Origin of the sequence: Pseudomonas sp. ADAK21, assembly GCF_012935735.1 — a bacterium.
GTDB lineage: Bacteria > Pseudomonadota > Gammaproteobacteria > Pseudomonadales > Pseudomonadaceae > Aquipseudomonas > Aquipseudomonas proteolytica.
On the sequence record NZ_CP052857.1, the window covers coordinates 3,256,571 to 3,270,128 of the forward strand.

Consider the following 13,558-nt stretch of genomic DNA (forward strand, 5'->3'; position numbering starts at 1 on the left):
ACATCACCGAACTCTCGTTTCTCCTCCTTTTGCGCTCCTAAATCTCCGTTCTGTAAGGCTTTTCCTTTAATCCGCGCCTTGACGGTGTGGTGGGCGCATTCCTATAGTGTGCGCAAGTGGCGGAAAGTGGCACAAAGTGGGTTTTTTGAACGTAAAACGCTAAAATTTGGAGAAACGCATCTGTGTTTCGCGGAGCTAACGCTATAAGTCTCGATGCAAAAGGCCGTCTCGCCATGCCGAGCCGGTATCGTGACGAGCTCATTTCGCGAAGTTCAGGCCAGTTAATCATCACGATTGATGCCGTTGATCCATGTTTGTGTGTTTACCCCCTCGATGAGTGGGAGTTGATTGAAACCAAGTTGCGCGCTCTGCCTTCGTTACGTGAAGAAAACCGCCGTCTGCAACGTTTGCTGATTGGTAATGCCGTCGACCTCGAACTCGATGGCAGTGGTCGTTTCCTGGTTCCGCCGCGTCTGCGCGAATACGCCAAGCTGGATAAGCGCGCGATGCTGGTAGGCCAACTGAACAAGTTCCAATTGTGGGACGAAGATGCCTGGGATGCTGTTTCTGCAGCTGACCTGGCTGCTATTCAACAACCGGGCGCCATGCCTGATGAACTGCGTGATTTGATCCTGTGACTATTGATAGCGGCTTTAACCACATCACCGTGCTGCTTGACGAAGCCGTCGAGGCTCTCGCCGTGCGCCCTGATGGCTGCTATCTGGATGGCACGTTTGGGCGCGGGGGGCACAGCCGGTTGATCCTCAGCCAGCTCGGTCCGGAGGGCAAACTCCTCGGGTTCGACAAGGATCCCCAGGCGATTGCCACCGGGCAAGCGCTAGCGGCCGAAGACGGCCGCTTTGTCGTTGTGCAGCGCAGCTTTGCCGAGCTGGGCGCGGAAGTCGCCGAGCGTGGAATGGCGGGCAAGGTGGCCGGGGTTTTGCTGGACCTGGGCGTGTCCTCGCCGCAGCTGGATGACCCTGAACGCGGCTTCAGCTTCATGAACGACGGCCCGCTGGACATGCGCATGGACCCGAGCCGTGGCATCAGTGCCGCGCAGTTCATCGCCACCGCACCCCACGAAGAAATCACCCGAGTATTCAAGGAATATGGCGAAGAACGTTTCGCCGGCCGCATGGCCCGTGCCGTGGTCGAGCGCCGGGAAATCCAGCCGTTCGAACGCACCGCCGACCTGGCTGAAGTACTGAAAGTCGCCAACCCGGCGTGGGAAAAGGGCAAGAACCCGGCAACCCGCGCGTTCCAGGGCCTGCGCATTCACGTCAACAACGAACTGGGTGACCTGGAGGCTGGCCTCGAGGCTGCCCTGGAGTCCCTGGAAGTGGGCGGTCGTCTCGTAGTGATCAGCTTCCACTCCCTGGAAGACCGCATCGTCAAACTGTTCATGCGTCGTCTGGTCAAGGGCGAAACCGATAATCTGCCGCGCAACCTGCCGGTACGTTTCGAAGCCTTTGTGCCGAAAATCAAAATCCATGGCAAAGCGCAGTTCGCTTCCGAAGCCGAACTCAAGGCCAACCCACGTGCTCGCAGCGCCGTCATGCGCGTTGCGGAGAAGCTGCGGTGAGCAAGCTTTTCGCCAAGCCCCTTCCGGGCGGCAGCTTCTTTATGATGCTGCTGTATGTCGGCGTGCTGGTGTCCGCGATAGCGGTGTCCTACAGCGCCCACTGGAATCGTCAGTTGCTCAATAGCCTGTACGGCGAATTGAGCGTGCGTGACAAGGCGCAGGCGGAATGGGGTCGGTTGATCCTGGAGCAGAGCACCTGGACGGCCCACAGCCGCATCGAAGTACTCGCCGCTGAGCAACTGAAGATGCATATTCCTGGCGCAGCAGAAGTCCGCATGGTGGCGCCATGATGAAACTCGAAGGCGCTCTCTACCCGTGGCGCTTCCGCGTCGTGCTGGGCTTGCTCGCATTGATGGTGGGCGCGATTGCCTGGCGCATCATTGACCTGCAAGTGGTAGACCGCGACTTCCTGATCGGCCAGGGCGACGCCCGTAGCCTGCGGCATATCCCGATTCCTGCGCACCGCGGCCTGATCACCGACCGTAACGGTGAGCCCCTGGCTGTCAGTACCCCGGTTACCACCCTGTGGGCCAACGCCAAGGAACTGCAAGTCGCCAAGGACAAATGGACCGAGCTGGCCCATGCCCTCGGCCAGGACCCCAAGGCCCTCAAGGAGCGTCTTGAGGCCCAGGCCAATAAAGAATTCATCTATCTGGTTCGCGGCCTCACCCCTGAACAGGGTCAAGGTGTGCTCGACCTGAAAATCCCCGGTGTCTATGGCATCGAGGAATTCCGACGTTTCTACCCGGCCGGTGAAACCACCGCCCATATGGTTGGCTTCACCGACATTGATGATCATGGCCGCGAAGGGGTGGAACTTGCCTACGACGAGTGGCTGGCCGGGGTTCCCGGCAAACGACAGGTCATCAAGGATCGTCGCGGCAGACTGATCAAGGATGTCCAGGTCACCAAAAACGCCAAGGCCGGTAAGCCCTTGGCGTTGTCGATTGACCTGCGCCTGCAATACCTGGCCAACCGCGAGCTGCGCAACGCCATCATCGAGAACGGTGCCAAGGCCGGCAGCCTGGTGATCATGGACGTGAAGACCGGCGAGATCCTCGCGATGGTCAACCAGCCGACCTACAACCCCAACAACCGTCGCAACCTGCAACCGGCGATGATGCGCAACCGCGCGATGATCGACGTGTTCGAACCGGGTTCGACCATGAAAGCCATCTCCATGAGTGCGGCCCTGGAATCCGGGCGCTGGAAGCCGACCGACAAGGTCGAGGTTTATCCCGGCACTCTGCAACTGGGCAAGTACACCATCCGCGACGTATCCCGCAGCGAAGGGCCGGTGCTGGACCTGACCGGCATCCTGATCAACTCCAGTAACGTCGGCATGAGTAAAGTCGCCTTTGATATCGGCGGCGAGACCATCTACCACCTGGCGCAGAAGATCGGCCTGGGCCAGCCCACTGGCCTGGACTTCCCGGGCGAGCGCGTCGGCAACCTGCCCAACTACCGTGAATGGCGCAAGGCCGAGACGGCGACCCTCTCCTACGGCTACGGCCTGTCGGTGACCGCGATCCAATTGGCCCATGCCTTCTCCGTGCTGGCCAACAATGGCCGCATGACGCCGTTGAGCCTGATCCACGTGGACGAAGCGCCGAAATCCGAACAGGTCATCCCGGAAAGCGTCGCCAAGACCATGCAGACCATGCTGCAACAGGTGATCGAGGCGCCGCGTGGTGTGTTCCGTGCCCAGGTCCCGGCCTATCACGTGGCCGGCAAATCCGGTACCGCGCGCAAGACGTCGGTGGGCACCAAGGGTTATGCCGAAAACTCCTACCGTTCGCTGTTTGCTGGCTTCGGCCCGATGAGCGATCCGCGCTACGCCATCGTTGTCGTCATCGATGAACCGAGCAAGGCCGGCTACTTCGGTGGCCTGGTCTCGGCACCGGTATTCAGCAAAGTCATGTCCGGCACCCTGCGCTTGATGAACATCACGCCGGACAACCTGCCGCCGACCCAACAAGCCAACGCCGGACCACCGGCCGCTGCGGTAAAAGCCAATGGAGGGCGCGGCTGATGTCTCTTAGCCTGAACAAGATTTTCGCCCACGCTGGCCGCGATCTGTTGATTCGCGAACTGAGCCTGGACAGCCGCAATGTACGTGCCGGCGACCTGTTCCTGGCCGTGCCGGGTGGCAAACTCGATGGCCGTGCTCATATTGCCGACGCCTTGCAGCGCGGTGCGGCAGCGGTGGCCTATGAAGTTGAAGGCGCCACCGTCCTGCCAATCACCGATGTGCCGCTGATCCCGGTCAAGGGCCTGGCGGCGCAGTTGTCGGATATCGCCGGGCGTTTTTATGGCGACCCGAGCCGCCAGCTCAACCTGATTGGTGTCACTGGCACCAACGGCAAGACCAGCGTCACCCAACTGGTGGCCCAGGCGCTGGACCTGCTGGGTCAGCACTGCGGCATCGTCGGGACCTTGGGCACCGGTTTCTACGGCGCGCTGCAAAGCGGCCTGCATACCACGCCGAATCCGATTGCCGTGCAGGCGACCCTGGCCGACCTGAAAAAGGCCGGGGCCAAGGCCGTCGCCATGGAAGTCTCGTCCCACGGCCTGGATCAGGGCCGGGTGACCGCGCTGGCGTTCGACGTAGCGGTGATGACCAACCTGTCCCGCGACCACCTGGATTACCACGGCAGCATGGAGGCCTACGCTGCCGCCAAGGCCAAGCTGTTCGGCTGGAATGACCTCAAGTGCCGGGTGGTGAACCTGGACGATGCATTCGGTCGCCAGTTGGCCGCAGAAAAAAGCGAAGCACGCCTGATCAGCTACAGCCTGGAAGATTCCAGCGCCCACCTGTATTGCCGCGAAGCACAGTTCAATGATGAAGGCGTGCTCGCAACGCTGGTCACGCCCCAGGGCGAGCACCACTTGCGCAGCACCTTGCTGGGCCGCTTCAACCTGAGCAACGTCCTTGCAGCCATCGGCGCCTTGCTGGGCCTGGATTACGCCCTGGACGAAATCCTGCGCGTGTTGCCCAAGCTCGAAGGCCCGGCCGGGCGCATGCAGCGCCTGGGTGGCGGGACGCAACCGCTGGTGGTGGTTGATTACGCCCACACCCCGGATGCCCTGGAAAAAGTGCTCGAAGCCCTGCGCCCGCATGCCAAGGGCAAGTTGCTGTGCCTGTTCGGCTGCGGCGGCGACCGTGATCGCGGCAAACGCCCGCTGATGGCCGAGATCGTCGAACGCCTGGCCGATGGCGTGCTGGTCACCGACGACAACCCGCGCAGCGAAGCCCCGAGCCAGATTTTCGATGATATTCGTGCAGGCTTCAAAGACGCCTCCCAAGTAACCTTTGTTGCCGGTCGCGGTGCTGCCATTGCCCAATTGATCGCCAGCGCCAGCGCAAACGACGTGGTGGTCCTGGCCGGTAAAGGCCATGAGGACTACCAGGAAATCAACGGCGAGCGCCACGCTTTTTCCGATCTGGTCGAGGCCGATCACGCCTTGACTGCATGGGAGGTTGCCCATGCTTAAGGCCATGGAATTCAGCGAGCTGACCCAGGCCCTGGCGGCCCGTGTGTTGTCGAGCGATTGCAGCTTTGACGGCGTCAGCATCGACAGTCGCAACATCAAGCCGGGGCAACTGTTTGTTGCCTTGGCCGGCCCGCGTTTCGACGGGCATGACTATTTGAATGAGGTGGCTGCCAAAGGTGCCGTCGGCGCCCTGGTACAACGTGAAGTCGCTGACTCGACACTGCCGCAGTTGCTGGTGGCTGACACTCGCCTGGCCCTTGGTCAACTGGGAGCCCTTAACCGTGCAGCGTTTAGCAACCCGGTTGCGGCGATCACAGGTTCCAGTGGCAAAACCACGGTCAAGGAATTGCTCGCCGGCATCCTGCGCACGCGCGGGCCGGTGCTTGCCACCCGTGGCAACCTCAACAACGATTTTGGCGCACCGCTGACGCTGCTCGAACTGGCCCCGGAACACACGGCGGCGGTCATCGAGTTGGGCGCGTCGCGCATTGGCGAAATTGCCTACACCGTGGCCATGACTCGGCCGCACGTCGCCATTATCAACAACGCGGGTACCGCCCATGTTGGCGAGTTTGGTGGCCCTGAGAAGATCGTCCAGGCCAAGGGTGAAATCCTTGAGGGCCTGGATGCTTCCGGCACTGCAGTCCTGAACCTCGATGACAAAGCCTTCGAAACCTGGCGTGTACGTGCCGCCGGGCGCAAGGTCCTGAGCTTCGCCGTGCACAACGCTGCGGCTGACTTCCATGCTTCGAACATCACGCTCGATGCCCGTGGCTGCCCGGCTTTCACCTTGCACAGCCCGCAAGGTGACGAGCCTGTGCAACTGAACCTGCTGGGCAACCATAACGTTGCCAACGCCTTGGCCGCTGCGGCTGCCGCCTACGCCCTGGGCGTGTCGCTGTTCGGCATCGCCACTGGCCTGGGCGCCGTGCAGCCGGTCAAGGGCCGCACCGTGGCGCAGTTGGCGACCAACGGCATGCGCGTGATTGATGACACGTACAACGCCAACCAGTCCTCGGTCTGTGCTGCCATTGACCTGCTCAAGGGCTTTGACGGTCGCAAGGTCCTGGTGCTGGGCGATATCGCCGAACTGGGCGACTGGGCCGAACAGTCCCATCGTGAAGTCGGCGCCTACGCCGGCGGTAAAGTCGACGCGCTCTACGCCGTGGGCCCGAACATGGCCCACGCCGTCGCCGCGTTCGGTGCAGGCGCGCGGCATTTCGCGACCCAGGCCGAATTGATCCAGGCGCTGGGTATGGCCGAACAAGACAAACACACAACCATTTTGATCAAGGGATCGCGCAGCGCGGTGATGGAAAACGTCGTCGCGGCCTTGTGTGGCTCAAGTACGGAGAAACATTAATGCTGCTGCTGCTGGCTGAGTATCTGCAACAGTTCCACAAAGGCTTCGCGGTCTTTCAGTACCTGACCCTGCGCGGGATCCTGGGTGTGCTGACCGCGCTGTGTTTGTCGCTGTTTCTCGGGCCATGGATGATCCGCACCCTGCAAAACCTGCAGATCGGCCAGTCCGTGCGCAATGACGGCCCGCAGTCGCACTTGTCCAAGTCCGGCACACCGACCATGGGCGGCGCGTTGATCCTGTCGTCCATCGGCATCAGCACCTTGCTCTGGGCCGACCTGGCCAACCGCTACGTGTGGGTGGTGTTGCTGGTAACCCTCTTGTTCGGCGCCATCGGCTGGGTCGATGACTATCGCAAGGTGATCGAGAAGAACTCCAAGGGCCTGCCAAGCCGCTGGAAATATTTCTGGCAGTCGGTGTTCGGCCTGGGCGCGGCGATCTTCCTTTATATGACAGCGCCGAGCGCGGTGGAAACCACCCTGATTTTCCCGATGCTCAAGGATGCCAGCATCCCGTTGGGCATTGGTTTCGTGGTGCTGACCTACTTCGTGATCGTCGGCTCCAGCAACGCGGTCAACCTGACTGATGGCCTCGATGGCCTGGCGATCATGCCGACAGTGATGGTGGGCGGCGCCCTGGGCATCTTCTGCTACCTGTCGGGTAACGTGAAATTCGCTGAATACCTGCTGATCCCTTATGTACCGGGCGCCGGTGAATTGATTGTGTTCTGCGGCGCGCTGATCGGTGCCGGCCTGGGCTTCCTGTGGTTCAACACCTATCCGGCCCAAGTGTTCATGGGTGACGTCGGCGCCCTGGCGCTGGGTGCGGCCCTGGGCACCATCGCCGTGATCGTGCGCCAGGAAATCGTCCTGTTCATCATGGGCGGTGTGTTCGTGATGGAGACCCTGTCGGTGGTGATCCAGGTTGCGTCCTTCAAGTTGACCGGCCGCCGCGTGTTTCGCATGGCGCCGATTCATCACCACTTTGAACTCAAGGGCTGGCCTGAGCCGCGGGTGATCGTCCGTTTCTGGATCATCACCGTGATTCTTGTGCTGGTTGGCCTTGCCACCCTGAAACTGAGGTAGAAACGAGTGTCCCTGATCGCTTCAGACCACTTCCGCATCGTTGTCGGCCTCGGCAAGAGCGGCATGTCCCTGGTTCGCTTCCTGGCGAACCGGGGCACGTCGTTTGCCGTGGCCGATACGCGGGAAAATCCACCGGAGCTGGTCACGCTGCGCCGTGACTACCCGCACGTGGAAGTGCGTTGTGGCGAGTTGGATGTCGAGTTTCTGTGCCGTGCCGACGAACTCTACGTGAGCCCCGGCCTGGCCCTGGCGACCCCGGCGCTGCAAGCGGCCGCGGCGCGTGGGGTGAAATTGTCTGGCGATATCGAGCTGTTTGCGCGTAACGCCAAGGCGCCGATCGTGGCGATCAGCGGCTCCAACGCCAAGAGCACCGTCACCACCCTGGTCGGCGAAATGGCGGCTGCGGCCGGCAAGCGCGTGGCCGTGGGCGGCAACCTCGGTACGCCGGCGCTGGACCTGCTCAGTGACGATATCGAACTGTACGTGATGGAGCTGTCGAGCTTCCAACTGGAGACCACCGATCAACTCGGCGCCGAAGTGGCCACCGTGTTGAACGTCAGCGAAGACCATATGGACCGCTACAGCGGCCTGCCGGCTTACCACCTGGCCAAGCACCGGATCTTCCGGGGTGCGCGGCAAGTGGTGGTCAATCGCCAGGATGCCCTGAGCCGTCCGTTGATGGGCGAAGGCCTGCCATGCTGGACGTTTGGCTTGAGCAAACCCGATTTCAAGGCCTTTGGTATCCGTGAAGAGAATGGCGAGAAATACCTGGCCTTCGAATTCCGGAACCTGATGCCGGTGCGTGAACTGAAGATCCGTGGCGCCCATAACCAGTCCAATGCCCTGGCGGCCTTGGCGTTGGGGCACGCGGTTGGTCTGCCGTTCGACGCGATGCTGTCGAGCCTGCGCACCTTTGCCGGGCTTGAGCACCGCTGCCAGTGGGTGCGCGACCTGGATGGCGTGAGCTACTACAACGATTCCAAGGCCACCAACGTCGGTGCGGCATTGGCCGCCATTGAAGGCCTGGGCGCCGATATCGATGGCAAGCTGGTGCTGATCGCTGGTGGAGATGGCAAGGGCGCCGACTTCAAGGACCTCAAGGGCCCGGTGGCTTCCCATTGCCGCGCGGTGGTGTTGATGGGCCGTGACAGCGACTTGATCGCCGCCGCCCTGGGCGACGCGGTGCCGCAAGTGCGTGCCACCTCCCTGGACGACGCCATCGCCCAATGCCGTGCCTTGGCCCAGCCCGGCGATGCCGTGCTGCTGTCGCCGGCGTGCGCCAGTTTCGACATGTTCAAGAACTACGAAGAGCGCGGCCAGTTGTTCGCCCGCGCCGTGGAGGGCTTGGCATGAGTCTGGACCTGAAGAACATCATCAAGCCGTACCCGTCGCCGATCATTACCGGGCGCGGGATCGACCTCGACTTCCCGATGCTCGCCGGTTGCCTGGCACTGCTGGGCCTGGGCCTGGTGATGATCACCTCGGCCTCCTCGGAAGTGGCTGCGGTACAGTCGGGCAACACCCTTTACCACATGATTCGCCACCTGATTTACCTGGTGATTGGTCTCGGTGCCTGCATCGTCACCATGATGATCCCTATCGCCACCTGGCAGCGCCTGGGTTGGCTGATGCTGATCGGTGCCTTCGGCTTGCTGGTGATGGTGATCGTCCCCGGTATCGGCCGCGAAGTGAACGGGTCGATGCGCTGGATAGGCTTCGGCGCGTTCAATGTGCAGCCTTCGGAAATCGCCAAGGTCTTCGTGGTGATTTACCTGGCCGGTTACCTGGTGCGCCGACAGAAAGAAGTGCGCGAAAGCTGGATGGGTTTCTTCAAGCCGTTCATCGTGCTGCTGCCTATGGCTGGCCTGCTGCTGATGGAGCCGGACTTCGGCGCCACCGTGGTAATGATGGGCGCCGCTGCGGCGATGCTGTTCCTGGGCGGTGTGGGCCTGTTCCGCTTTGCCCTGATGGTCGGGCTGGCGGTGGCCGCTGTGACGATCCTGGTGCAGGCGCAACCCTACCGGATGGCGCGACTGATCACCTTTACCGACCCGTGGTCCGACCAGTTCGGTTCCGGCTACCAGTTGACCCAGGCGCTGATCGCCTTCGGTCGCGGCGAGTGGCTGGGCGTGGGCCTGGGCAACAGCGTGCAGAAGCAGTTCTACCTGCCGGAAGCGCATACCGACTTCGTGTTCTCGGTGCTCGCCGAAGAGTTGGGCGTGGTCGGTTCCCTGGCCACTGTCGGGCTGTTCGTGTTCGTCTGCGTGCGGGCCATGTACATCGGTCTGTGGGCGGAGAAAGCCAAGCAATTCTTTGCGGCCTATGTCGCGTACGGCCTGGCCTTCCTGTGGATCGGCCAGTTCCTGATCAACATCGGCGTGAACGTCGGCCTGCTGCCGACCAAGGGCCTGACCTTGCCGTTCCTCAGCTACGGCGGCAGCTCGCTGGTGATCTGCTGTGCCTGTCTGGGCTTGTTGCTGCGTATCGAATGGGAGAGTCGAACCCATCTGGGCAGCGAAGAGATGGAATTCAGCGAGAGCGATTTCGCCGAGGAGCCGACCCATGGGCGCTAACGTGCTGATCATGGCCGGCGGCACCGGCGGCCACGTGTTCCCGGCGCTGGCCTGTGCCCGTGAGTTCCAGGCCCGTGGCTACACCGTGCATTGGCTGGGTACGCCCCGTGGCATTGAAAATGAATTGGTTCCGGCTGCCGGTTTGCCCCTGCACCTGATCAACGTCAGCGGCCTGCGCGGCAAGAGCAAATTGTCCCTGCTCAAGGCGCCGTTCGTATTGCTCAAGGCGGTGTGGCAGGCGCGCAAGGTCATCCGTGAGTTGAAGCCGGTATGCGTGCTGGGTTTTGGTGGCTATGTCACCGGTCCCGGCGGTGTGGCCGCGCGGTTGGCGGGTGTGCCGGTGATCGTCCACGAACAGAATGCCGTGGCCGGTACTGCCAACCGTCTGTTGGCGCCATTGGCGGCGCGGGTCTGCGAGGCGTTCCCGAATACGTTTGCGGCCATGGACAAGCGGCGTACCACCGGCAATCCGGTGCGTACCGAATTGTTCATGGACATTGCCCGCCAAACCCTGGCCGGGCGCAAGGCGCATCTGCTGATCCTGGGCGGAAGCCTGGGCGCCGAGCCGTTGAACAAATTGCTGCCAGAAGCGCTGGCGCAACTGCCTGTGGAACTGCGTCCCGAGATCTTCCACCAGGCGGGTAAGAACCACGATGAAGTGACTGCCGCCCGCTATCGCGAGGCCGGTGTCGAGGCGACGGTAGAGCCCTTTATCAAAGACATGGCCCATGCCTATGGCTGGGCCGACCTGGTGGTCTGTCGCGCAGGTGCGTTGACCGTCAGTGAACTGGCTGCTGCCGGTCTGCCGTCCTTGCTGGTGCCTTTGCCCCATGCGATTGACGACCACCAGACCCGCAACGCCGAATATTTGGCCGGGGAGGGCGCTGCCTTCCTGCTGCCGCAAAGAACGACTGGCGCCGCCGATCTGGCCGCACGCCTGACTGAGGTTTTGATGCAACCCGAACGACTGAACAGCATGGCGAGTACCGCAAGCCGCCTGGCCAAACCCGACGCCACCCGCAGCGTGGTCGATATCTGCCTGGAGGTGGCCCATGGTTGAGAATCAAAAAGCCATGCCGCAACCGGAAATGCGCCGCATCCGTCGCATCCACTTCGTCGGTATCGGCGGCGTGGGCATGTGCGGGATCGCCGAGGTGTTGCTGAACCTGGGTTACCAGGTCTCCGGTTCCGACCTCAAGACCTCGCCGGTCACTGAGCGCCTGGAGTCGTTCGGCGCGCAGATCTTTATCGGCCACCGTGCCGAGAACGCCGCGCAAGCCGATGTACTGGTGGTTTCCAGTGCCGTGAACACCTCCAACCCGGAAGTGGCCACCGCCCTTGAGCGCCGTATTCCCGTGGTGCCCCGCGCCGAGATGCTGGCTGAGCTGATGCGCTACCGCCACGGCATCGCCGTCGCCGGTACCCACGGCAAGACCACCACGACCAGCCTGATCGCCTCGGTGTTCGCTGCCGGCGGCCTGGACCCGACCTTCGTGATCGGTGGCCGGCTGAATGCAGCAGGTACCAATGCACAACTGGGTACCAGCCGCTATCTGATCGCCGAAGCCGATGAAAGCGACGCCAGCTTCCTGCACCTGCAGCCGCTGGTGGCCGTGGTCACCAACATCGACGCCGACCACATGGCGACCTACGACGGTGACTTCAACAAACTGAAGAAAACCTTCGTCGAATTCCTGCACAACCTGCCGTTCTACGGCCTGGCCGTGGTGTGCCTGGACGATCTGGTGGTGCGGGAAATCCTGCCGCTGGTCAAGCGTCCGACCGTGACCTACGGCTTCAGCGAAGACGCCGACGTGCGTGCGATCAATGTACGTCAGCAAGGCATGCAGACCTTCTTCACCGTGCTGCGCCCGGATCGCGAACCACTGGATGTGTCGGTGAACATGCCGGGCAACCACAATGTGCTCAATTCCCTGGCGACCATCTGCATCGCCACCGATGAGGGTGTCAGCGATGAAGCCATCGTCGAAGGCCTGTCGGGCTTCGCTGGCGTGGGCCGGCGCTTCCAGGTCTACGGCCAGTTGCCGGTAGACGGCGGCGACGTGATGCTGGTGGACGACTACGGTCACCACCCGACCGAAGTTGCCGCCGTGATCAAGGCCGTGCGCGGTGGTTGGCCGGAGCGCCGCCTGGTGATGGTCTACCAGCCGCACCGCTACAGCCGCACCCGCGACCTGTACGACGATTTCGTCAATGTATTGGCCGATGCCAACGTGTTGCTGCTGATGGAAGTCTACCCGGCCGGTGAAGAACCGATCCCCGGCGCCGACAGCCGCAAGCTGTGCAACAGCATCCGCCAGCGCGGGCAACTGGACCCGATCTATATCGAGCGTGGCGTCGACCTCGCTCCGATCGTCAAGCCGCTGCTGCGTGCCGGCGACATCCTGCTGTGCCAGGGGGCCGGTGATATCGGCGGCCTTGCCCCTAAATTGCTGGCGAGCCCGCTGTTTGCGGCCGCTGCTGTGCAGGGGAAGTCGAAATGAACACGAACTACGGCTCCCTGTTTTCCACCATCGCGCCTGCCGACTTCGGCCGCGTGGCCGTGCTGTTCGGCGGTAAGAGCGCTGAGCGCGAAGTGTCGCTCAAGTCTGGCAACGCCGTGCTCCAAGCGCTGCAAAGCGCGGGTGTGAACGCCTTCGGCATCGACGTGGGCGATGACTTCCTCGCCCGCCTGCAGGCCGAGAAGATCGACCGCGCCTTCATCATCCTGCACGGCCGTGGCGGTGAAGACGGCAGCATGCAGGGCCTGCTGGAGTGCGCCGGTATTCCTTACACCGGCAGCGGCATCCTCGCTTCGGCACTGGCCATGGACAAGTTGCGCACCAAGCAGGTGTGGCACAGCCTGGGCATTCCGACGCCGCGTCACAGTGTGCTGTGCAGCGAAGACGATTGTATTTCTGCAGCCAAGGAACTGGGCCTGCCTTTGATCGTCAAACCAGCCCATGAAGGCTCCAGTATCGGCATGGCTAAAGTGAACTCGGCCGCCGAATTGATCGACGCATGGAAAGCGGCAAGTACCTACGATTCGCAAGTGTTGGTGGAACAGTGGATCCAGGGTCCCGAGTACACCATCGCCACCCTGCGTGGCCAGGTATTGCCGCCCATCGCATTGGGCACGCCCCACACCTTTTACGACTACGACGCCAAGTATGTGGCTTCCGATACCCAGTACCGGATCCCATGCGGCCTCGATGCAACCAAAGAGCAGGAATTGATGGACCTCACGGCGAAAGCCTGTGAGGCGTTGGGTATCGCTGGTTGGGCGCGGGCAGACGTGATGCAGGATGACCAAGGGAATTTCTGGTTCCTGGAAGTCAACACTGCACCGGGCATGACCGACCATAGCCTGGTACCCATGGCTGCACGGGCAGCCGGCCTGGACTTCCAGCAGTTGGTGCTGGCAATTCTGGCGGCTAGCTATACAGAGGCACGAGGTTAAGAC

At 62.2% G+C, this 13,558-nt stretch carries 12 protein-coding genes; all 12 read left to right on the forward strand.

The window, feature by feature from the left end; translation table 11 throughout:
* Positions 1–182 precede the first annotated feature (182 nt).
* From mraZ to HKK57_RS14870, 12 genes are read left to right on the forward strand one after another with little or no spacing between them, the layout of a single operon-like run.
* Positions 183–638, forward strand: a complete 456-nt coding sequence (mraZ, locus tag HKK57_RS14815; RefSeq protein ID WP_003171868.1) for a division/cell wall cluster transcriptional repressor MraZ — start codon at positions 183–185, stop codon at positions 636–638.
* Positions 635–1,582, forward strand: coding sequence for a 16S rRNA (cytosine(1402)-N(4))-methyltransferase RsmH (gene rsmH, locus HKK57_RS14820; RefSeq protein WP_029297816.1), 948 nt, complete (start codon positions 635–637; stop codon positions 1,580–1,582). The genes mraZ and rsmH overlap by 4 nt, the downstream gene beginning before the upstream one ends.
* On the forward strand, positions 1,579–1,872 hold the full coding sequence (gene ftsL / locus HKK57_RS14825; RefSeq protein ID WP_029297818.1) for a cell division protein FtsL: 294 nt from the start codon (positions 1,579–1,581) through the stop codon (positions 1,870–1,872). Before rsmH ends, ftsL begins: the two co-directional genes overlap by 4 nt.
* Positions 1,872–3,614 (forward strand): peptidoglycan D,D-transpeptidase FtsI family protein, encoded by a 1,743-nt coding sequence (locus HKK57_RS14830; protein WP_166647860.1) that lies wholly within the window; start codon positions 1,872–1,874, stop codon positions 3,612–3,614. Before ftsL ends, HKK57_RS14830 begins: the two co-directional genes overlap by 1 nt.
* Entirely contained in the window at positions 3,614–5,077 is a 1,464-nt protein-coding gene (locus HKK57_RS14835) for a UDP-N-acetylmuramoyl-L-alanyl-D-glutamate--2,6-diaminopimelate ligase (RefSeq protein WP_169390343.1), read from the forward strand. Before HKK57_RS14830 ends, HKK57_RS14835 begins: the two co-directional genes overlap by 1 nt.
* Positions 5,070–6,440, forward strand: coding sequence for a UDP-N-acetylmuramoyl-tripeptide--D-alanyl-D-alanine ligase (locus HKK57_RS14840; RefSeq protein ID WP_169390344.1), 1,371 nt, complete (start codon positions 5,070–5,072; stop codon positions 6,438–6,440). Before HKK57_RS14835 ends, HKK57_RS14840 begins: the two co-directional genes overlap by 8 nt.
* A complete protein-coding gene (gene mraY, locus HKK57_RS14845; RefSeq protein WP_029297824.1) occupies positions 6,440–7,522 on the forward strand; it encodes a phospho-N-acetylmuramoyl-pentapeptide-transferase in 1,083 nt (360 codons plus the stop codon). Before HKK57_RS14840 ends, mraY begins: the two co-directional genes overlap by 1 nt.
* Positions 7,523–7,528: 6 nt before the next feature.
* A complete protein-coding gene (murD, locus tag HKK57_RS14850) occupies positions 7,529–8,875 on the forward strand; it encodes a UDP-N-acetylmuramoyl-L-alanine--D-glutamate ligase (protein WP_169390345.1) in 1,347 nt (448 codons plus the stop codon).
* Positions 8,872–10,095: a putative lipid II flippase FtsW gene (ftsW, locus tag HKK57_RS14855; protein WP_029297828.1), complete on the forward strand. Its 1,224-nt coding sequence runs from the start codon at positions 8,872–8,874 to the stop codon at positions 10,093–10,095. The genes murD and ftsW overlap by 4 nt, the downstream gene beginning before the upstream one ends.
* Positions 10,085–11,155 (forward strand): undecaprenyldiphospho-muramoylpentapeptide beta-N-acetylglucosaminyltransferase, encoded by a 1,071-nt coding sequence (gene murG / locus HKK57_RS14860; RefSeq protein ID WP_169390346.1) that lies wholly within the window; start codon positions 10,085–10,087, stop codon positions 11,153–11,155. Before ftsW ends, murG begins: the two co-directional genes overlap by 11 nt.
* Positions 11,148–12,599 carry a UDP-N-acetylmuramate--L-alanine ligase gene (murC, locus tag HKK57_RS14865; protein WP_169390347.1) on the forward strand — a complete coding sequence of 484 codons (1,452 nt, stop codon included), beginning with the start codon at positions 11,148–11,150 and terminating at the stop codon, positions 12,597–12,599. Before murG ends, murC begins: the two co-directional genes overlap by 8 nt.
* Positions 12,596–13,555 carry a D-alanine--D-alanine ligase gene (locus HKK57_RS14870; RefSeq protein WP_029297834.1) on the forward strand — a complete coding sequence of 320 codons (960 nt, stop codon included), beginning with the start codon at positions 12,596–12,598 and terminating at the stop codon, positions 13,553–13,555. The genes murC and HKK57_RS14870 overlap by 4 nt, the downstream gene beginning before the upstream one ends.
* Positions 13,556–13,558 lie beyond the last annotated feature (3 nt).